Genomic DNA, 21,526 nt, shown 5'->3' with positions numbered 1-21,526 from the left:
ATATGCGTCTACAATAAAATAGAAATAGTATACAATTGAAAGGATTTTAGCACTTTTCAGCTATAATTGGTAAATACTATGAAGCTTAGAGAAAAGACATTAATAATAATAATCTCTGCCTTTTTTGCTTTATTTATAATATTATTTGTTACTAATGTACTGATTGTTGTAAGAAGTTTCATAGAACTGGAAAATCAGGATACTGCAAAAAATGTAAGCAGAATTGCAGATACAATTAACGATAATATTTCTAAACTGGATTTAAAAAATAAAGATTATGCTTCTTGGGATCAAACTTATGATTTTATGGAAAATTGGAATGAAGATTATCTGAAATCTGAATTTGCAGATGAAACTTTTTCTAATTTAAACATCAATTTACTTGCTATAGCAGATAAAAATTTGAACTTTGTATTTATAAAAGGTTTTGATTTTGAAACTTTAAAGGAAACCTCTTTAGATATTTATGAAAAAGAATTTTTACAGGAGGTTAAAAAAAGTTTTCTTTTAACTGATTTAAAGGAGCAGGAAAGCGTTAAAGGCATTTCAAGGATTAATAAAAAATATATTATGCTTTCTATAAGGCCAATCTTAACTACTGAAAATAAAGGGCCTTCCAGAGGCTATATGCTTATGGGAAGGTACCTTGATTCTATGGAGATTCAAAATATAAATAAAGTTGTACATAGTGACTTTAACATATATGACGTTGAATGTATAGAAGATTCACCACAGGATATAAAAAAGTACTATAATTTATTGCTTCAGAATAAGGGAATATTAGTTAAAATGCTGAACTTTGATACAGTGGCAGGATATATCACTTGGAAAGACATATATGGAAAAGATTTGTTTTTTATAAGAGTACCAATAGAAAGAAAAATATTTCATCAAGGACTTATAAGTATAAAATATCTTATTGTTTCATTATTAATTGTAGCTGCAGCTGCTTCTTATTTAATCATTATAATATTAGATAAGCTAGTACTTAAAAGATTATTAAGGTTAAATAGTCAGGTAGATGCTATAGGAAAAACTCAGGATTTTTCATTAAGAGTTGAAGTTAAAGGTAATGATGAGTTATCAAATTTAGCAGCATCAGTAAATGATATGCTGAAGAATCTGGAAAGCTCAGTAAATATATTAAAATATAATAATGAGAAGCTTAAAGAATTAGACAAGCTTAAAAATGAATTTATTTCTACAGTGTCTCATGAGCTTAGAACTCCGCTTACTTCAATTTTAGGTTTTGCTGCAATAATTAAGAAAAGACTTAGGAAGATAGTTTTTCCTAAATTAAATTTTGAAGATGATAAAGTAAAAAAAGCTTATGAACAAAGCATGCATAATTTAGATATTGTTTTATCAGAAGGGGAAAGACTTACAAATATTGTAAATGATGTATTAGATATTGCTAAAATGGAAGCTGGAAAAATGGACTTTAAAAAGGAGTCTGTTAATATTAAAGATATTATAAATAGGGCTGTAGAAGCTACAGAAGCTCTTTTAAATGATAAAAAATTAAGTATTAAAGTAGAGGTAGAGGAGAAATTGCCTGCTGTTACAGGGGATAAGGACAAGCTACTTCAGGTAATTATAAATTTAATATCCAATGCAGTAAAATTTACAGAAGAAGGTTTAATAACCTTAAGAGCTTATTTACAGGAAGATGAAATAATTGTAAGTATTGTAGATACAGGTATTGGGATTGCAGAGGAGAATTACAGTATAATTTTCGAAAAATTCAAGCAGGTTGGAGACTCACTTGTAAATAAAACTAAAGGAACAGGTTTAGGACTTCCTATTTGCAAAAGTATTGTGGAGCATCATGGAGGCAGAATCTGGGTTGAAAGCAGTATAAATAAAGGAAGCAGTTTTTCGTTTTCACTGCCTGCTTCAGAGGAAAAAAGTTAGTTTGTTTTAAGTAGAAAATTTAGGGGGGATACTCGTGGCCTTTGTTAAGCTAAAGAAAATACTTTCCAGGGAAGAAAATTTAAAAACTATAGAAAATACTATTAATATGTTAAAGGCTAAAGTTGTTATAGAAGATAATAATGGTGTCATTTATGGGGATAAGCTATCTTTGGAGAAAACAGAAAAATTCGATATAATTGTTGAAAATCAGATTATAGGTTTTGTTTTAGGAGATGAAAAAGCATCTTGTATAGCTTCAATTATAAGCTTAATGGCTGTGCATGAATATGAGAAGAAGAGGCTGGCAGATGAAACAATAGAAAGATATAAAGAGCTTAATATACTTTATAATGTTTCGGAAAAGATAGCTACTACAGTAGGGATAACTAATGTGGGTAAAGTTGTATTAACTGAAGCTATGAAATATATAGACAGTACTTTTTCTACTATAATGCTTTTAGATGAGCAGACTGAGAAGCTTGAAGTTCTTTGTCAGATAGATAGGAATTTATTCAGTGAGAAGGATAAGTCTAATAAGTTAATAGATTTAGAAAGCAGTATTATTAAAAATACAATTACTAAAAAAACTGGTGAAATAATAAATAATGTAAGAGAAAGTTCTCTTCCTAAAGATGATAAAAGCTTTTTATTTTCTTTTATATGTACTCCAATTATGGTTAAAAGCAAAATTGTCGGTGTTATGTTAATTGGGCATGAAGGACAGAAAGAGTATACAGCTTCAGACTTCAAACTTTTTAATTCCCTGGCTTTTCAAGCAGGGACAGCTATAGAAGGTGCAAAGCTTTTTGATTCACTAAAGGATAATTTCTTTGACACTGTACAGGTTTTATCACAGATAATTGAGATAAGGGATTCTTATAAAGTCGGTCGTACTCAAGCTGTAATAAATTATTCGTTAAATATTGGAAGAGCAATGGGTATGTCAGGAGTGGAATTGGTTAAATTAAAGCTTGCAGTTATGCTACATGATATAGGAAATGTGGCTATAAGTGATGAAGTTTTGGCAAAAAGAGGTAAGCTTTCAGAAGAGGAATTTGAAATTGTAAAGAAACATTCAGAAATTGGAGCCAATATGTTAAACAAAATAGATCAGTTGAAGGATATTGTTCCTTCCATAAGAGCTCATCATGAAAGATATGATGGTTCTGGGTATCCAGATGGACTAAAAGGAGAAGAAATTCCGCTTATGGCAAGAATTATATCCGTAGCAGAAGCTTTTGAAGCTATGACAAATGATAGACCGTACAGAGAAGCTATGGATTTATATTTTGCTTTTGAAGAGCTGCTTAATAATAGAGGGAAGAAATTTGATCCTGAGGTTGTGGATGTTTTTTATAAGATTTATAAAGAAGTAAAAGTAGATAAAATAGAAAGCTATGTTTATACTAATTAGAATGAGAATAGAATGGAGGCTTTATTATGCCTAAAATTTTAATAGTAGATGATGAGGCACATATAAGACTGCTGCTAGAACAGACTCTTGAAGATTTTGAAGATTATGGTGTAGAGATACTAACTGCAGGAGATGGGAAAAAAGCTATAGAGCTTATATTAAAGGAAAAACCTGAAATTGTTTTTTTAGATGTAATGATGCCTGATATGAGCGGCTATGATGTTTGCAGCAAGATAAAAAACGAATATAGACTTACAAATGTAAATATTATAATGCTTACAGCGAAAGGGCAGGGAATTGATGAGAAAAGAGGCTTGGATGCTGGTGCAGATATGTATATGACAAAACCTTTTGATCCAGATGTGATAGTGAAAAGAGCTTCTGAAATTTTAAATATAAAATTTTAAAGCTAAGCTGGAATTTTCCAACTTAGCTTTTTATTTCAGAAGGCAAATGCTTTGGGCTGAAATTCCTTCTTCTCTGCCTGTAAAACCCAGGCCTTCCTCTGTAGTAGCTTTAACATTTACTTTATCAGAGGAAATATCAAGTGCTTCAGCTATGTTTTTCACCATAGAAGCTATGTGTGGAGCCATTTTAGGTTTTTGAGCTATTATTGTTGAATCTATATTTTCTATTTGGTAGCCTTTTTCCTTAATAATTCTGCCAACTTCTTTTAAAAGCAGCATACTTGATATACCCTTGTATTTTTCATCTGTATCAGGAAAATGTCTTCCGATATCATTAAGTGCAGCAGCACCTAAAAGACTATCCATTATAGCGTGCAGCAGCACATCGGCATCAGAATGTCCTAAAAGTCCTTTTTCGTAAGGTATTAGAACACCGCCAATTATAAGTTTCCTGCCTTCTTTCAATTTGTGTACGTCATAACCTATGCCGATTCTCATGTATTAATTACCTCCATATTTTTATATCAACGTTATTTTATCATAAAAGCTGAAAACATATAAGCGGCTTGAAATTTTACAGAATTGATTTATCGTAGTGATTTTTATTCAATTTAAAGTTATAACGTTTACGTGATTTATAAAAAATATTTTTTAATTTAGTCAATATTTTTGAAAATGTTTTCTTAAATGGGCTTTTTCTTTTATTTTTTGAATTAAAATCTACCCAGATAACATTATCTTTCATAATATTTCCTCCATATTGCTGTATATCCTCTATATTAATGATATCATAAATGGATAATGATGTTAATATTGTTTATACAAAATATTATTCTGAAAAAATTAAACAAAGCTATGATGTTATTTAAAATACTTGTCCACACATTATCCACAAATTTGTGGATAATGTGGAAAAAAGGGATAGAGGGTAAGCAGGGTGCATTGCAAGCTGGTTATAAGGGTAAGTAGTATATGCTAAATTACGATGCCTTCTGCTTGTATATTAATATATCAACATTAAGTAAACATAAAATTCACATAATAAATGTTAATTATGTGGATAAATATATTTATTTTGAAGCTTCTTCAGTTTTAATAGAATGAGATATTAATTTATTTAAGGTTTTAAGTTCTTCTTCTGTCAGGTATCTCCACTTTCCTATAGGTAAATTACCAAGATGTATATTCATTATTCTTATTCTATTGAGCTTTAAAACTTTGTAGCCAAAATACTCGCACATCCTTCTGATTTGTCTGTTTAAGCCTTGAGTAAGTATTATTCTAAATATATATTTGCTTTCTCTTTTAACTATGCAAGGTTTAGTTATAGTATTTAATATAGGAACTCCACTTGACATTCCTTTAATAAATTCTGTTGTTATGGGTTTATCCACAGTTACTATATATTCTTTGTCATGATTGTTGCCAGCTCTTAATATTTTATTTACTATATCCCCGTCATTAGTTAAGAGTATTAAACCTTGTGAATCTTTATCTAATCTTCCTATAGGGAATATTCTTTTAGGATGATTTACAAAATCAACTATATTATCTTTTACTTTTTTTTCTGTAGTAGATGTAATTCCAACAGGTTTGTTAAGAGCTATATATATTAATGATTCTCTTTCTTTTAACAGCTTTCCATCTACTCTTATCTCGTCATTTGCTTTTACTTTAGAACCAGTTTGGGCTTTAATTCCATTTATGGTAACTCTGCCATTTTCAATAAGTTTATCTGCTTCTCTTCGTGAGCAGAACCCTTTTTCGCTTATAAACTTATTTATTCTTATTTCTTCTTTCATGTCGTGATGAATAATAAGGTTTTTATTCTCAGTTGTTTTTTTATTATATTTTTTACTATTTTTCATCGTAATCTCCCTAATTTGTAGTAATTTATTGCCAAAAATTGTTGTAGCAGTGGATTTATAATATTAATATTATTGTATAAAATATTTTTATTTAATCCAATATAAAATTAGATTGACAAATAATTTGTTTAAGGTATATAATGGAAGTGTAAATAATTATCAAATAATAATTATTTTCAATTAGAATAATTATTTTCAATTATAATAAAATACGGAGGTAAAGATAAATGAAAAATGTTATAGTATATACTTCAAACAATTGCATATATTGCTCACAGGCAAAAGAGTATTTAAAAGAAAATGGAGTAGCTTATCAAGAAAGAAATATACAGGAACCCAATTATAGAAAAGAGCTTATGGCAATGAAAATTATGAGTGTGCCTGTTTTAAAGATTGATGACGAAGTAGTTGTTGGATTTAATAGGGAAAAAATAGATTCATTGCTTGGTCTGTAGTTTTAAAATATATAGTATTAAAAAAAGTTACCAAAATGGTAACTTTTTTTATTTTTCCTATTGACTTATTTTTTAAAAATGATATTATATTCTTGTAAGGAAAATAATTATTAATTAATAAAAATTATTAATATATATGGAGGAATTAAAAATGAAAAAATTTGTATGTAAAGTATGTGGATACATTCATGAAGGAGAAAACGCACCAGAAAAATGTCCAATATGCGGTGCACCAGCAGAAAAGTTTGAGGAACAATCAGGAGAATTAGTTTGGGCAGATGAACATAGAATCGGAGTTGCTCAAGGATTAGATGAAAAAGTAGTAGCTGGATTAAAGGAAAATCTTTATGGTGAGTGTTTTGAAGTAGGACTTTATTTAGCAATGGCTAGACAAGCGTTTAGAGAAGGTTATCCAGAAGTAGGTTTATATTATGAAAAGGCTGCTTATGAAGAAGCAGAACATGCTGCTAAGTTCTGCGAACTTTTAGGAGAAGTAGTAACAGACTCAACTAAGAAGAACCTTGAAATGAGAGTAGCTGCTGAAAATGGAGCAACTGCAGGTAAGAAAGAACTTGCTTCACTTGCAAAACAATTAGGTTATGATGCAGTTCATGACACTGTTCATGAAATGGCGAAAGATGAAGCAAGACATGGAAAAGCATTTAAAGGTCTATTAGATAGATATTTTGCAAAATAATAAATAGTTTTAATATAAAAGAGCCTGAATTTTAATTGTTCAGGCTCTTTTTAACTATAGTATTCCTTCTGATTTTAATATGGCTTCAAGATCTTGAAGCTTTTTAGATAAAAACATGAACTTTTCTTTTACAGAGTCTTTTGAAAGTACTTCTTTTTTTAAATCTTCTTCCATATTTTCGATAGTTAATAGTGCTTCATCAATATCTTTCTGAAGCAGTTTTAAGTTGTCTTCTTTCATTAGTATTCTCCTTTAGTTTAAATTCTTTTTTAGTTTATTAGATTGTTTTTGTTCTATAAAAGGGGCAGAAAACTCAAATATCTTTTCATGCCCGCAGTTTTGGCAAATACATGCACATAAATCATATGGAACATCATCTATAAATGCAACTTGTATATCTTCTGTTAAATACTCCCCGCCGCAAAGCTCGCAGGGAGTATGATTTATCACTTTATACTCACTTTCGATGTACATCATTATATCTCTTAAGGTCATGCGTACCTCCCGCTTAATTAGATTAATATAAATAAATGGTAACATTATATAAAATTAAATGCAATAGTAATCAACTGCTAACATATAAATAATTGTAACTGTTTTGGGACAGTCCTGGGTGCTCAAGAGTTAGATTTAAATTAAAAGGAGTTAAAAACTATGATTAATGTAATTTGGTTTTTCATTTTAGCTATAGGCATAGGAGTTGGACTTATTACTGGAAGAGGAGAAGTTGTATCTAAATCTATTATTACTACTGCTGGTTCAACAGTGGAGTTTGTAATTAAGCTTGTAGGTATAATGTGTATTTGGTGCGGTGTAATGAGAATAGCAGAAAAAAGCGGTCTTACAGAAAAATTAGCCAAGCTTTTGAGACCGATTTTAAAATTAATTTTTAAAGAAGCTGCTAAAGATGAAAAAGCTATGGGAGCAATAATTATGAACTTAACTGCAAATATGATGGGACTTTCAAATGCTGCAACTCCATTTGGCATTAAAGCTATGGAAGAGATGGAGAGACTCAATACTAATAAGGGTACTGCAAGCAACGATATGTCCTTATTTTTAGTGCTTAATGCAGCCTGTATTCAGCTTGTGCCTACTACCGTTATAGCAGTGAGAGCTGCCAGCGGGTCTCAAAATCCAGGCGAATTTATTATACCAGCTTTGATAGCATCTACAATTGCAGCAGTGATGGGAGTAGTATACTGCAAAATACTTGAGAGATATTTTTAGGAGGATGATTATGTATTTATTTGGTTTAAATTTAGGTAAAATTTTTTCTTTTGATTATGGGATTAAATCTATAATTGCTATACTAATATTAGCTATTGCATGTTATGGCATGGCTAAAGGAGTTAAGGTTTATGAGTGTTTTGTTGAAGGAGCTAAGGATGGAATTACAATAGCGATTAGGATTTTTCCATATCTTTTGGCTATGCTGACTGCAATTGCTGTGTTTCGTGAATCTAAGGCACTGGATTATTTTATAAGTATTATAAAGCCGGCTGTTAAGCTTGTGGGGCTTCCTCCAGAGATAGTTCCGCTTATACTTATTAAACCTCTTTCTGGAAGCGGTGCTCTTGGGGTGCTTTCAGATATACTTATAAAATATGGTGCTGACAGCTTTATAGGAAGACTTTCTTCAATAATTATGGGAACTACTGAAACAATATTTTATACTTTAACTGTGTATTTTGGTGCGGTTAATATAAAAAAAATACGTCATACGCTTTGGGCGGCAATATTAGCGGATTTAACTGCCATTATTGCAGCAGTTACTCTTGCCAGAATAATGTTTTAAAATAAAGATAAATGGAGAAAATTAAAGACAGATATAGATTATATTTAAAAAGGTTAACGATATACCAATAAATAGTATTTAATAACCTATAACACAGAATGGTATAATTTGAAAGTTAATATTTTACAAGGTATAATTATTACATAGTTGTTAAAGCAGCTAAGAATTTTATTAATGTGGGGGAATTTTATGATAGAAATTAGTAATGTGAGCAAAAGCTACAATGGAAAAACAAAAGCAGTAGACAGCCTGAACTTAACTATACCAGAAGGTGTTGTCTTTGGATTTTTAGGTCCTAATGGTGCAGGAAAAAGCACAACTATTAAAATGATTACAGGTATTTTAAATGCTGACAGCGGAGATATAAAAATAAATGGTGTGAGCATTAAGGACAAGCCGATTGAAGCAAAAAAACAGTTTGGCTACGTTCCAGACAGCCCAGATATGTTTTTAAGGCTTAAAGGACTGGAATATTTAAATTTTATGGCGGATATATATGATGTTCCAAAGGAATTAAGAAAAGAACGAATACAAAACTTAGCTAATAGATTTGAACTTTCAGATGCCCTTGGAGACAGAATTCAAAGCTATTCTCATGGTATGAGGCAAAAAATTGTACTAATGGGTGCTTTAATTCATGATCCTTCAGTATGGATTTTGGATGAGCCTCTTACAGGACTTGATCCAAAAGCTTCTTATACTTTAAAGGAAATGATGAGAGAACATGTTTCAAGCGGTAAAACTGTGTTTTTTTCCACTCACGTTCTTGAGGTTGCAGAAAAAATATGTGATAAGGTAGCCATTATAAACAAAGGAAACTTATTATTTTGTGGAACTCTTGATGAAATGAGGGAGCATTTTAAATCAAATGAGTCATTAGAAAAAATGTTTTTGGAGATTACAGAAAATGAATAAGTTTTTAGTTTTAACTAAGGTTTTGTTTAAAACTGGCGGCGAAAGTTTAGTACAGAAGGATAAAAAAAGGCTCCCTAAAACAATAGCCCTTCTAGTACTTATGGTTGTTGCTTTTATACCAATGATTTCTGTCTTTGTAGCTATGGCTGCTGGTTCTTATTGGGCATTAGCAAAATTAAATCAGCAAGGATTGATACTTGAGTTTGGAATTTTAGCTTCTTGTCTTGTTATATTTATATTTGGTATTTTCTTTGTTATGAGTACATTTTATTTTTCCTCAGACATAGAAAGTCTTCTGCCTATGCCTTTAAAGCCGTCTATGATACTTGGTGCAAAATTTACAGTAGTTTTAATATATGAATATTTTACTGAGCTTGTGTTTTTACTGCCTGTAATGATAACTTATGGAGTTATGAGCAGTGCCGGGTTTATTTATTATTTATATGGAGCAATAGTATTCTTTGCCTTGCCGGTTATACCTCTTGTTGTAGCATCTTTTATTAGTATGATTATTATGAGATTTGCACCATTTACTAAAAATAAAGATGCTTTCAATATGATTGCAGGGATTATAGGGTTGATTCTGGCAATTGGTTTTAATATTATATTCCAAAAATTTGGAGCAAGTACAAAAAGCCAGGAGCAGATGTCAGCTCTTATGATGAAAGGAAATAATTCTCTTGCAGGTACATCTTCAAAACTTTTTCCTAGTGCTAAGCTTGCTGTAAGAGCCATGGTTTATAATGGTGAAATAAAAGGCTTTGTAAATATACTTTTATTTATAGCTGTAACTATTGCACTTTTGGCAATACTATTAATATTAGGTGAGGCTCTTTATTTTAAAGGGGTAATCGGTATTTCAGAAGCTTCAGCAAAGAGAAAAAAATTAAGCAGTAAAGAGTTTGAAGAAAGTACTGTTCAAACTTCTGCGTTTAAAGCTTACACAATTAAAGAGATGAGGCTTTTATTCAGAACACCGGCATATTTTATGAACTGCGTTTTAATGAATTTCCTGTTTCCTATATTTTTATTTATACCTGTGATTTCACAGCCTGAGATTTTAAAGGATCTGGATAAATTAAGAGAAGTGTTAAGAAACGGTACATTTTCTGGTATAGTAATCGCTGTAGCTTTTGGAGCTATGATGTTTATATCAGTTGTAAATCCAGTAGCGCCAACGGCAATATCAAGAGAAGGTCAGAAACTATTCGTATGCAGGTATTTACCTATAAGCTATAAAAAGCAGATTATGGCTAAAGTACTTTCTTCTGTGTTATTAAATTTTATAGGGCTTGGACTTTTGATTATAATTGCTGCAGTTATCTTAGTTCCACCAGTTTATTTAATAATTCAACTTATTGTTCTTGCAGTTTTAGCAACTCTTTTTGGAAGCTTTTTAGGAATACTTATAGATTTAATTTTCCCAAAGCTTCAGTGGGATACTGAGCAAAGAGCAGTTAAAAACAATTTTAATGTGATTATATTGATGTTTATAGGTTTTGCTGTTGCTGGACTTACTATATTTGCAATTGTTATATTTAAGTTAAATTTATGGACTGCCTTTGGAGCATTAGTTATTTTGTATGGTATTTTAGATATAATACTTTATATAATCATTAGTACTGCAGGAGTATATATCTTTGAAAAAATTCAATCATAATATAAAAGAAGAAAGGCTGAGCAGTTAAGCTAGTCTTTCTTCTTTTTCTTCTATATTAAACTTTTTAAATTTTCTCGTAAATAATACAAGTATTAAAGTACCGTCAAAAATCCATTGAATTGCTGTAATAAACCAAACATAAACTACAGATACTTTAAGTATATAAATAAAGTAAAGTATTAAAGGAAGTCTGATAAACCAGCTGGAAACAAAGGATACTTTAAAAGGAGTTTTAGTATCTCCAGCACCTTTTAAAGAGCCGCCAAGTATCATGGAAATTGCCATGAAAGGCTGCTCTATAGAAGCTACCATAAGGCATAGGGTACCAAGGCGGATAACTTCTGTTTCGCTGCTTTTTATAAAAAAGTTGATTAAAGAGTTTGGCAGCAGAATAAAAAGTACAGAGCATAATGTCATAATTCCTACGCCAAGTATAGTACAGGTGTAGGCATATTCTTTAGCCTTCTTTGGATTTTCTTCTCCTGTTTTATGTCCTACCAATGTTGTTGCAGCTACAGCAAAGCCCCAGCCAGGCATGAAGGATATAGACTCTATAGTAGTCGTTATTTGATTTGCTGCGAAAGCTATAGTGCCAAGATGCATAATGAAAAATGTGCTTAGAAGTCTGCTTATGCTGAAGGATGCTTCCTGAAGGGAGGAAGGTGCAGAAAGTCGAAGTAATGCTATAAATTTATCTACTTTAAAATTGTAAATGTATTTTATTTTTGGTTTTATCTGTGATTTTTTTAATATATAAGATAGGAATATTACAAATCCTGTAATTTGTGCTAGTGTAGTAGCTATAGCAGCTCCTTTTATGCCTAGCTCAGGAAAGCCGGATTTTCCGAATATTAAAATATAGTCCAAGCTTAAATTTATTACATTTACAACTAAAGAAATAAGTAATGGGGTCTTAGTATTTCCATAGCCTCTTAATATGGCACTGAAAACATTGGTAATCATATTGAAAAATATACCTATAGATGTTATTTTCATATATATTTCACCGTAAATAGTAACTTCAGTTGAGGCACCTGCTATTTTAAGTATATTTTTTGAAAATATAAATAGTATTGAAGATATTATAAACGATATGATTGTTACGGCTGTTATACCAAGTGCAGCATATTCTTCAGCATTTTGAAGTTTCTTTGCACCAATGTTTCTAGCAACAAGGGAGGTTACTGCAACAGAAATACCAACTGATATAAAAATTCCGCTGAAGGTGTACATTATTTCTGAACTAAGTCCAACAGTACTAACAGCTACATTACCTCCGTACTGACCAACCATCATAGTATCAAATACCCAAATCATCATATATAGTATCATTTCTCCAACTGCAGGGAGAGCCAATGATAATACGTTTTTAACTGTTTCTTTTTTTAGTTTAAAAAACAAGATATTTACCTCCTAAGTTTTAAAACCTGTTATTTTAATATACCTTATTATAGAGATTAATTCAATCTTTGAACTTTTAAATGAAAAAACTGTGGAGCAGATTTTGCCCCACAGCCTTGTTAATCAAATACATTTATTATATTTCCGAATATATCTTTATTAGCTTTTATCTTTTCTTCGCTTCCAAGAACGCAGAAATAGTTCTGTTTCATAACATCGGAAACTAAGCTGGCAAGATTTTTGATATCTTCCTTTTTAGTATTTAATATTTCTTCTCTTTCCTTTTGAATAGCTTCTTGTGTAACATGTCGGATATAATATTCGTCAGCAATATAACCTTTCATAGCAGGAGTGAGAGGAGAATCCAGTTCACTTATAGTTCCTATAATGTATTTTGTCATTTCACGATTATCTGCATTAAAGTTTTCAATAAATTCTGCTGCTTTATCATAGGCATTTAAGGTTTCTGTAAGATTAGGATCACGATAAGAGCTAAATACGGTGTTTCCTCCCCATTGGAAATTAGCAAAGGCTCCATAAGCTCCTCCTTGAACTCTTACTCTATTCCACAAATAGTCAAAACCTACAATAGTTTTTAAAACCTGTAGTGTTCCAGTATATGAGTAGCCTAATTTTCTAAAGTTATAAGCTTTAGCTACATATTGTACTTTTGATGAAGTCATCAAACCTTCATTTAATGGGCTGAATTCAAATTTATATTCTACAGGAGCAGGAGATTCATTTCCTAAGTTCTCATATAATATAGGGAAATTTTGTTCAAAATTTGAATAATCTTTTTCATCTCCCGTAAAGCTCAGGATGATATTGTTTTTATTGAATATTGCTTTTGAAACGCTCTCTAAGCTTTCAACTATATCATTAAGCTTAGCTTCAAAATTATTATCTAAATCAGATATAAATTTGTAAAAAGATAGTCCTATAAGCGTTTCTTCATATTTTGCAATAGGTGAAAAATACGAACAAGCTCTTTTTGAAGCTACAGTATGACCTCTTTGAAGCATTCTCATTTCCATTCTGGATTTCATTTCCTGGATAATTTCTTTAAGCCTCTTTCTATCATTAAATTTGCTATGTCCTAATATTTCTCCTAATAACTCCATAAGTTTAGGCAGCTTTGTAATTAGTGCTTTTGATCTTATTACAAATTTAGGATAGTAAACTTCATTGCTGCCGCATTCAGCAAAAGCATCTCCTGAAAATCTTATTCCTCCTGTATTTATGTTTATTTCATTTGAAAGTTCTTCATAACTGTATTTTTCAGTACCTATTTTGCCAAGAACAGCAGAAAGCAGGTTTATATAAGGAAGTTTATCTTGAGAAACAGTTCTAGAGTTAAAATATAAGCTTACATAGCCTATCCCACTTGTAAATATAGGATGTGCAAGCACTTTAAGTCCAAGGAGTGTTTTTTCCTCAAGAGGAAGCTTTTCTGCTTTAACTTCAATATCGCTTAAAGATAATAGAGGAATTTTTTCTAAAGCCTCTGGTGAGTCTGGTGTTTCTTGTCTTTCCTTAAGCTTTTTAGTATTTTCTATTATTTTATTAATTTCATCCTCAGGTAACCCTGCTTTGTAGTCTGCAAGCTTTTTTGCAAGCTCTGCTGCTTTTTCTTCAGAAAGGCCTTTTTGAGGCTTAGCTATCACTAAAGAGCGATGGGTATTATTAAGTAAATATTTTTCAATAAGATTTTCAAAATAGCTGCTAGTTAAAGCTGTCTTTATTTTATTAAGTGCATCTTCATACTCTAAGTGAAGGGCAGGATTTTCGCCGTAGAGCCAGCTATCCATACATCTTATGCCGTACATAAGCCCTTTAGGATATCCATCGTACTCAGATTCTCTTAATTGAAATTCTTTAATATTAATTGAAGACTCTACTAATTTTTTATCTATTCCATTAGAAACTAAATTTTTAAGTGTATCTAGTACCACTTTTTTAAATTCATGAATTTTATCTTCATTAGTGTTTTTTACTACAACGCTGAAGGTAGGCTGTAAAATTCCATTGTCAAAGGAACCGAATACGTCCTTGCCTAAGTCAGCATCAATAAGCGCTTTTTTAAGCGGTGCAGCTGGAGTTTCAAGAAGAAGATGTTCTAAAATGTCAAAAGCTAAAGAGAGTTCTTTGTCTGTTGCTTTTCCAACAGCAAAATTCAAGCTTAAAAAAGTTTTATCTTCTTCCTTTTCATTAGGTGAAATAGGGTAATTAAAAGCTACCTTTCTTTCTTCATTAAATGGCATTTGATATGGAATTTCAGAATCAACCTGAATTTTATCAAAGTTATTTAAGTATTCATCATTGATAAATTTTAAATCATCAAGTAAATTCATGTTACCATAAAGAAATATAAAACTGTTAGAAGGATGATAGTATTTTTTATGAAAGGCTATAAACTGCTCCTGAGTTAATTCTGGAATTACATCAGGATCCCCGCCTGATTCAAAGCCATAAGGTGTATCAGGGAATAAGGACTCCTTAACCTTTCTCATAAGTATGGATTCAGGAGAAGAGAATGCACCTTTCATTTCATTGTAAACTACACCTTTATAAGTAAGAACACTGTCTTTGCTGTCAAGCTCGTAATGCCAGCCTTCCTGCATTAAAATTTCAGGATATTTGTATATGTTAGGATATAAAACTGCGTCAAGGTAAACGTCCATTAAGTTGCGAAAATCCTTAGGATTTCTGCTGGCAACAGGATACATGGTTTTATCTGAAAAGGTCATGGCATTTAAAAAGGTATTTAAGGAGCCTTTAATAAGTTCTACAAAAGGTTCCTTTGAAGGAAACTTTCTAGAGCCGCAGAGTACTGAATGTTCAAGTATATGAGGAAGTCCTGTGCTGTCTTCAGGGGGAGTTCTAAAGCTTATAGAAAAAACTTTATTATCGTCTTCGTTTCCCAGATGGAAAAGTCTTCCTCCAGTTTTTTCGTGTTCAAATAATCGAGCTGTTGAATTTATCTCCTTAATATTTTTCTCTTCGAGCAATTTAAAGCCGTGATAAGTTTTGTTTAATTCTAACTTCATATAGATGTACTCCTCTCTATTATTATCTGAAATTTATATTGTCCAGTTTTTGGTGCAATTATTATATATTCTCGCTTAAGAAAAAAATTCCTTTAAATAATTATTACAGTTATTTTAATATTTATGAATTTTGTATAAAATATAAGTTATTATAAAAATTTAGATTACAAATTAAAAGAGGTAAAAAATGTTTGAGATAGATGAACAACATTTAAAAAACATGTGTGGAAACAAAATATATACTAGAGGACTTGATATGTACCTTAGAAATAAGGTGAGAAGAATAGATACGAATATAGAAAAGGATGAATGGAGCGGAGATAATGTTTTGTTTATAGAGGCTCTTGTAGAATCCTCCTATGCAAATGAAAATTATGAAGTGGAGCTTCTTTTAAGTGATAAAACTAATAGATTAAGATATGGCTGTAACTGTCAGTATGCAGAAGACACAAATTCAATTTGCAAGCATGTAGTTGCAGTGCTTTTAAAGTGGAATAGAGAAAAGTCAAATTTGATGAAACAGTATGGAGCTTTGTCCAAGAGTAAAACAAATCAGTTTATAGAATACATGAAAAATGCTATGCTCAACAATCAGAAGGATTTTAAAGAGCTTAAGATAGATATTAAATATGAGCTTGAAGCTTACGGCAGAAGAAACTCCTCAATTGAGTTAAAAGTTGGTGAGGACAGGACTTATGTAGTTAAAAATATGAAAGCATTTCTTCAGGCAGTAAGCGATATGGGAGAATTAGAGTTTGGTAAAGGCTTTACTTTTAATGCTTTTATTCACGGTTTTACTAATGAAGATAAACAGCTTATAGATTTCCTTCTTGAAATATATGAAATAGATATGAAGGTTTCAAGTTATAGCAACACTTTTTCAAGAACCTTTGGAAATTTCAGCGGCCTTATGTCAGGCAAGAAAATATATTTAACGGATATACAGGTTAAAAGATTTTTTAATATTGTTAAAAATAAAAGCTTTGATGCAGTTATAAATGGAGTAAGTTTGTCTAATACAAAAATTATTCATGAAGATATGCCTTTAGAGTTTAATCTGAAGCTTAGTTATAATTCTATGGTTATACATCAGGGCAAGGATTTACCCCTGCCTATTACGGATGATGGTGAATACTTTTTTTATAACAATGCAATATATCATCCAAGCAGCAGTCAGTCAAAGCTTTATAAGCCCTTTTATAATGAAATTGCAAATTCTAAGTCAGGTCAGATAGTTTTCAGCAAGGATGATTTAGAAAATGCAGTTTCATATATAATACCCAGCATTAAAACTATTAGTAAAAATATAAAAATAGATGAAAAGTTTAAAGAAAAATTTTATGAAGAAGCATTAAATATATCAGTATATTTAGATAAGGAAGATGAAGGAATTTCCGCGGATGTAGTATTTCAATATGGAGATTTTAAAATTAATCCTTTAGTTGACAAGAATATTTCAGATAATAATAAAGTTATTATAAGAAATGTAGGCAGGGAACTAGAGTTTACGAGAGTTTTAGAAAGCATGGCTTTTACTACTGAGAAAAATAAATATGTACTTAAAGATGAGGAAGCTTTAATAGATTTTATGACTAATGGTATATCAAGGCTTCAGGAAATATCAGAGCTTTACTATTCGGAAGCTTTCAAAGGAATAAAGGTATATAACTCATCAAATATTAAATCTGTTGTCAGGCTTAATGAAGAAGATTTTTTGGAATTTTCTTTCAGTATAGAAGGTGTGGACAGAAAAGAACTTAAAGAAGTTTTAAGTGCTCTAAAACAGAAGAAAAAATATTACAAGCTGAAAAAAGGCGGCTTTGTATCGCTGCAGAGTAAAGAGATGCAGGATATGAGCAGTATGATAGAGTTTTTAGATATAAAAGACGCTGATTTAGATAAGGATAAAATTCTTCTTTCAAAATATAATGCATTGTATTTGGATCAAAGCTTAAAAGGCAGTAGTATGATACAAGTTGAAAGAAACAAAAGATTCAGAGAGCTTGTGAATAATATAAAAGAAGTTCAGGAGCTAGAATTTAAGCTTCCTGAGCATTTGGAAGGTATAATGAGAGGTTATCAGAAATTTGGCTTTAAGTGGCTTAAAACTTTAGCTAGCTGCGGCTTTGGAGGAATTCTGGCGGATGAAATGGGACTTGGAAAAACCCTTCAGACAATAGCCTTTATTGAGTCGGAGGTTATGGAAAGAGGCGAAAATAGAAAGCCTTCTCTAGTGGTAGCTCCTACATCTTTAGTTTATAATTGGAAAAGCGAAATAGAAAAATTTGCACCTTCTTTAAAAGCACTTGTTATATCAGGTGCAAAGGATAAAAGAGAGGAAAAAAGAAAGGAAATTGAAGAGGCCCATATAGTAATAACTTCCTATCCTCTTATAAGAAGAGATATAGAAGAATACAAAGGAATTAAATTCAGATACTGTATTTTGGATGAAGCACAGCAAATAAAAAATCCTTCTTCTATTAATGCTCAGTCAGTTAAAGAAATTAATGCTGAAGGGTATTTTGCACTAACAGGTACACCTATAGAAAATAGTTTAACTGAGCTTTGGTCTATTTTCGATTTTATAATGCCTGGATATTTATTATCTCATGGTAAATTTACTAAAAAGTACGAAACACCTATAGTTAAAAATAAGGATACTAAGGCACTGGAAGATTTAAATAAGCATATTAAGCCGTTTATTTTAAGAAGACTTAAAAGAGAGGTTGTCAAAGAGCTGCCTCCTAAGATTGAACATAAGCTGATTGTTGAAATGACAGAAGAGCAGAAAAAGTTATATGCAGCTTATATTGCAGAGGCTAAGGCAGAGATTGATAATGAAATAAGAGAAAAAGGCTTTAATAAAAGCAAAATTAAAATACTTTCTACCCTTACAAGGCTTAGACAAATCTGTTGTGATCCTTCGATTTTTGCCGATAATTATGAAGGTGAAAGCGGAAAGCTTGAAGCACTTGATAATATACTTGAGGAGAGCATAAATGAAGGACATAGAATCCTTCTGTTTTCTCAATTTACTACGGTGCTTAAAAATATAGAAAAAAGACTTGCTGAAAATAATATTGAATATATGTATTTAGATGGACAAACTAAAATTGAAGATAGAGGAAGAATGGTTAAGGAATTTAATGAAGGTAAGGGCAGTATATTTTTAATTTCCCTTAAAGCTGGAGGAACGGGACTGAACCTGACAGGTGCCGATGTAGTAATACATTTTGACCCTTGGTGGAATCCGGCGGTTGAAGACCAGGCAACAGACAGAGCTCATAGAATTGGTCAGGAGAAGACTGTTGAAGTAATTAAACTTATTGCCCAGGGAACAATTGAAGAGAAGATATATAACCTTCAGGAAAAGAAAAAGGATATAATAAATAGTGTTATGAGCGAGGAAAGCGGTGAGGAAAGCCTCATTTCTCAGATGAGTCAGGAAGAGATTGAGGAATTGTTTAAGCTGTAGTAAAATAATTATAATATTAAGAAATTGAACCTATACATGAGTTTTGGTGTTGAAGAGTATTTTATAATAAGCCCAAACAATAAAATTATTCAGATATTTACTACTAAAAATGATTTAGTTAAATCAAGTGTGTTTGAAGAACTGTCTATAGAAATTGCAAAGATTTTTGATTAGTTTAAAAACATATTTAAGGCGGAGTCACTTAGTGAGATATCTGTGGCGACACAGGTATGAATTAGAGTGGTAACACGTATATTACGTCTCTATGCAGCATTTTCTGCATAGGGGCTTTTTATTTTTTATTGCATATTACATATGCAGATGAGGAGAGTAAGTATTCCATGAGACTTCCCAACAGAAAGCTAGGTAATATAAGAAAAGTTAAAAGTAAAACCTTCAGTGAGAACTGGAGGTTTTTGTGGTATGCGTCCGGCATAGTTGCTGTACAAGATATGTATTTATTTATAAATTTTTATTTTAAATTAGTAAGTTTATACTCCATATCAGACTCTGATATCTCTTTTTCAAAGTTAGTCACTAAATCAATCTTACTGGAGTTTTCTGATTCTTTATTGTTTGTTATTGTATCATCTTTTGTATCTAATGCAATTCTTTTATACATTTCGTCGCTCTTATCTAAAGTAAATTTTCCATATAATGAACTAACAATTCTATAAGAATCAGTTGGAAGGGGGGCAATATTTTTAGTTAAATATAATATTACTTGTTGTCCTTTTTTTGCATGTGGAGCGTTGAAAAATTTGATATCAATAACACCATTATCAATTTGTTCTTGTGTAAGTTTTTCAACATCAATGTGTTTTTTTAATTCATCAAGCTTATCTTTTACTTTTACATATCCGCCGTCTTCATAAACTTTAATAGTTTTTGCACAATTGCCTTTATATGATTGCAATACATTTATTGTAAGTATAGAATATGCAAGGCCACTGACATATACATACTCTATATTAGTAATAGTACCTTTGACTATGGTATCTACAGCATCACTTTTATTAAATTCGTCAACTGTTGAATAGATATGTTTTAAAGATGCATCTGCGGTGACTGTAAATAATATATTAGGTTTATTTTCTAACTTTATTTGTTGTATTGAAACTACATCTAGATTAGATTCATTCTTTATAAAAGAATTTTTAGTTTTATTATCTTGTGATGATAAGCAAGCTGTAAATGTAATTAAAATAAACATACTTAGTAAAGCTGATACAATTTTTTTCATTGCACTTCCTCCGATATGATTAATATAGATAATTAATACCAGCTAAATCATTAGGTTGAGCTCTAAATATACCTGGGCTACAATATGCTATATCAGCACGCATAATTGCATTTGTAAAAGAAGTGTGAGCTAATCCCATAACATGACCCATTTCATGGGCAATAACGGCTTTTCTTCTATTATCTGAACTTGAACCTGATAACTGGCTAAAATCACCATCTAACAATATTTTGCCCCAAATCCAATTACTAGAATAAGGATTAATTTCAGTGCCATTATACATTAAAGTTAGTCCCCACCATTCATTAATTGTATCAACTTTTACAATATCCATACGACTGTTAGACGAAGAGGTTGTTTTAGTATACCATATTGGAGTTGTAATTCCCCAGTAACTAGTTGTATACTTCCATTCATTTATAGCAGCATCAATATAACTAGTATATTCTGATGCTGTTTCGTCAATCCAATAGTGTTGAGTATTGTTTCCGTAGTTACCGACTCCATATATTAATTTATGTTGATTAAAAGTATTATAAGCATATGCATTGGTTGATAGAGTAGTTAATATGAAAAAAACACTTAAAAAGAATGTAAAAATTTTTTTACGCATCATTATCACCTCCTGTTTTGGTTTGAGCATAACTTTAAGACTTTGATATTACTAGTCGGTTAGAGCTAATTTTTGAAATAACTTAAATATATTATAGGATTTTTTTACATTTTTGTCAACTTTATTAATAATATTAAATAAAATTATTAATAAAGGAAAAAATCTTTATGTGCCAACGTTAAGAAATCTTTAACTTAATTGAATTTTTTATTTCTTAAAGCTTATCAATTTTTATATAAAAACCTTTGATAATTTTGATTTAAATGCTTTTGTATAAATATAACATATTTTAACTATATTATATAAATTTTTGAATTAATTGTAATATATATTATTAGTTTATTAAATTTAACTTGTTATGCTAAAGTTTTAATTGTTGAAATTATAAGGGGGAATGTGCTTATTTGTATATGCTGCAGACAGATAATGTTTTGTAAGAAAATTATAATATGCGAAAAATAAAAAATTAAGTATTAACGAGATTTTAAGACTAATTGTCTAATTACAGGGGGTTAATCCGGTTAAAATTTAAAAACATATTGACATAATAAATGACATAGAATATCATAATATATAAATAAATGCAGTGATGGGAAGAGTAGCAGAGGGAAATGCCAAA

The 21,526-nt window shown here is 30.7% G+C and carries 20 protein-coding genes and 1 other annotated feature (1 of these 21 running past the window's edge); of the genes, 11 read left to right on the top strand and 9 right to left on the bottom strand.

Going from position 1 to position 21,526, the window contains the following annotated elements; genetic code table 11:
- The first annotated feature begins 78 nt into the window (after window positions 1-78).
- The 3 genes from M2651_RS00370 to M2651_RS00360 are packed head-to-tail and all read left to right on the top strand — an operon-like array spanning window position 79 to window position 3,735.
- The gene (locus M2651_RS00370; RefSeq protein WP_252130341.1) at window positions 79-1,914 is read left to right on the top strand and encodes a CHASE4 domain-containing protein; all 1,836 of its coding nucleotides are present in this window, start codon (window positions 79-81) and stop codon (window positions 1,912-1,914) included.
- A 34-nt stretch (window positions 1,915-1,948) separates the two neighbouring features.
- On the top strand, window positions 1,949-3,328 hold the full coding sequence (locus tag M2651_RS00365) for an HD domain-containing phosphohydrolase (RefSeq protein WP_252130340.1): 1,380 nt from the start codon (window positions 1,949-1,951) through the stop codon (window positions 3,326-3,328).
- 26 nt (window positions 3,329-3,354) lie between these two features.
- Entirely contained in the window at window positions 3,355-3,735 is a 381-nt protein-coding gene (locus M2651_RS00360; RefSeq protein WP_252130339.1) for a response regulator transcription factor, read from the top strand.
- 30 nt (window positions 3,736-3,765) lie between these two features.
- Here M2651_RS00360 and ispF read toward each other — a convergent pair whose 3' ends face one another.
- The 3 genes from ispF to rluF form a co-directional block, all read right to left on the bottom strand.
- Window positions 3,766-4,233, bottom strand: coding sequence for a 2-C-methyl-D-erythritol 2,4-cyclodiphosphate synthase (gene ispF, locus M2651_RS00355; protein WP_252130338.1), 468 nt, complete (start codon window positions 4,231-4,233; stop codon window positions 3,766-3,768).
- Window positions 4,234-4,309: 76 nt separating this feature from the next.
- The gene (locus M2651_RS00350) at window positions 4,310-4,480 is read right to left on the bottom strand and encodes a hypothetical protein (RefSeq protein WP_252130337.1); all 171 of its coding nucleotides are present in this window, start codon (window positions 4,478-4,480) and stop codon (window positions 4,310-4,312) included.
- A gap of 325 nt (window positions 4,481-4,805) precedes the next feature.
- Complete coding sequence (gene rluF / locus M2651_RS00345; RefSeq protein ID WP_252130336.1) at window positions 4,806-5,603, bottom strand: 23S rRNA pseudouridine(2604) synthase RluF; 798 nt, start codon at window positions 5,601-5,603, stop codon at window positions 4,806-4,808.
- Window positions 5,604-5,830: 227 nt separating this feature from the next.
- Between rluF and M2651_RS00340 the strand changes: the two genes are divergently transcribed.
- Window positions 5,831-6,058 carry a glutaredoxin family protein gene (locus tag M2651_RS00340; protein WP_252130335.1) on the top strand — a complete coding sequence of 76 codons (228 nt, stop codon included), beginning with the start codon at window positions 5,831-5,833 and terminating at the stop codon, window positions 6,056-6,058.
- A gap of 151 nt (window positions 6,059-6,209) precedes the next feature.
- On the top strand, window positions 6,210-6,755 hold the full coding sequence (locus M2651_RS00335; RefSeq protein WP_252130334.1) for an NADH peroxidase: 546 nt from the start codon (window positions 6,210-6,212) through the stop codon (window positions 6,753-6,755).
- Between the two features lie 54 nt (window positions 6,756-6,809).
- On the opposite strand, the gene M2651_RS00330 is transcribed toward M2651_RS00335, so the two are convergent.
- Together M2651_RS00330 and M2651_RS00325 are read right to left on the bottom strand one after the other, a co-directional pair.
- On the bottom strand, window positions 6,810-6,995 hold the full coding sequence (locus tag M2651_RS00330) for a hypothetical protein (RefSeq protein WP_252130333.1): 186 nt from the start codon (window positions 6,993-6,995) through the stop codon (window positions 6,810-6,812).
- A gap of 12 nt (window positions 6,996-7,007) precedes the next feature.
- Window positions 7,008-7,250, bottom strand: a complete 243-nt coding sequence (locus M2651_RS00325) for a metal-binding protein (RefSeq protein ID WP_252130332.1) — start codon at window positions 7,248-7,250, stop codon at window positions 7,008-7,010.
- A gap of 159 nt (window positions 7,251-7,409) precedes the next feature.
- Between M2651_RS00325 and M2651_RS00320 the strand changes: the two genes are divergently transcribed.
- The 4 genes from M2651_RS00320 (at window position 7,410) to M2651_RS00305 (ending at window position 11,128) form a co-directional block, all read left to right on the top strand.
- Window positions 7,410-7,985 (top strand): nucleoside recognition domain-containing protein, encoded by a 576-nt coding sequence (locus M2651_RS00320; RefSeq protein ID WP_252130331.1) that lies wholly within the window; start codon window positions 7,410-7,412, stop codon window positions 7,983-7,985.
- A gap of 10 nt (window positions 7,986-7,995) precedes the next feature.
- Window positions 7,996-8,553 (top strand): spore maturation protein, encoded by a 558-nt coding sequence (locus M2651_RS00315; RefSeq protein WP_252130330.1) that lies wholly within the window; start codon window positions 7,996-7,998, stop codon window positions 8,551-8,553.
- A 189-nt stretch (window positions 8,554-8,742) separates the two neighbouring features.
- Entirely contained in the window at window positions 8,743-9,468 is a 726-nt protein-coding gene (locus M2651_RS00310; protein WP_252130329.1) for an ABC transporter ATP-binding protein, read from the top strand.
- A complete protein-coding gene (locus M2651_RS00305; RefSeq protein ID WP_252130328.1) occupies window positions 9,461-11,128 on the top strand; it encodes a putative ABC transporter permease subunit in 1,668 nt (555 codons plus the stop codon). Before M2651_RS00310 ends, M2651_RS00305 begins: the two co-directional genes overlap by 8 nt.
- A gap of 24 nt (window positions 11,129-11,152) precedes the next feature.
- Here the strand turns inward: M2651_RS00305 and M2651_RS00300 are convergent, their stop codons facing one another.
- Window positions 11,153-12,529, bottom strand: a complete 1,377-nt coding sequence (locus M2651_RS00300) for an MATE family efflux transporter (RefSeq protein WP_252130327.1) — start codon at window positions 12,527-12,529, stop codon at window positions 11,153-11,155.
- Window positions 12,530-12,648: 119 nt separating this feature from the next.
- Window positions 12,649-15,576, bottom strand: a complete 2,928-nt coding sequence (locus tag M2651_RS00295; protein WP_252130326.1) for an insulinase family protein — start codon at window positions 15,574-15,576, stop codon at window positions 12,649-12,651.
- Window positions 15,577-15,763: 187 nt separating this feature from the next.
- On the opposite strand from M2651_RS00295, the gene M2651_RS00290 reads away from it, so the two are divergent.
- Entirely contained in the window at window positions 15,764-19,051 is a 3,288-nt protein-coding gene (locus M2651_RS00290; protein WP_252130325.1) for a DEAD/DEAH box helicase, read from the top strand.
- 36 nt (window positions 19,052-19,087) lie between these two features.
- The gene (locus M2651_RS00285) at window positions 19,088-19,225 is read left to right on the top strand and encodes a hypothetical protein (protein WP_252130324.1); all 138 of its coding nucleotides are present in this window, start codon (window positions 19,088-19,090) and stop codon (window positions 19,223-19,225) included.
- A gap of 298 nt (window positions 19,226-19,523) precedes the next feature.
- Here M2651_RS00285 and M2651_RS00280 read toward each other — a convergent pair whose 3' ends face one another.
- Window positions 19,524-20,294: a hypothetical protein gene (locus M2651_RS00280; RefSeq protein WP_252130323.1), complete on the bottom strand. Its 771-nt coding sequence runs from the start codon at window positions 20,292-20,294 to the stop codon at window positions 19,524-19,526.
- Between the two features lie 19 nt (window positions 20,295-20,313).
- Entirely contained in the window at window positions 20,314-20,910 is a 597-nt protein-coding gene (locus M2651_RS00275; RefSeq protein ID WP_252130322.1) for a matrixin family metalloprotease, read from the bottom strand.
- A 574-nt stretch (window positions 20,911-21,484) separates the two neighbouring features.
- Window positions 21,485-21,526: a binding site (T-box leader), on the top strand (it continues 206 nt past the right edge of the window).

The sequence above is a fragment of the Clostridium caldaquaticum genome (assembly GCF_023806125.1).
In the GTDB taxonomy this organism is placed as follows: Bacteria; Bacillota; Clostridia; order Clostridiales; family Clostridiaceae; genus Clostridium_AT; species Clostridium_AT caldaquaticum.
Note: the sequence above shows the minus strand (reverse complement) of the source record. Positions and strands in the feature narration are given on the sequence as shown.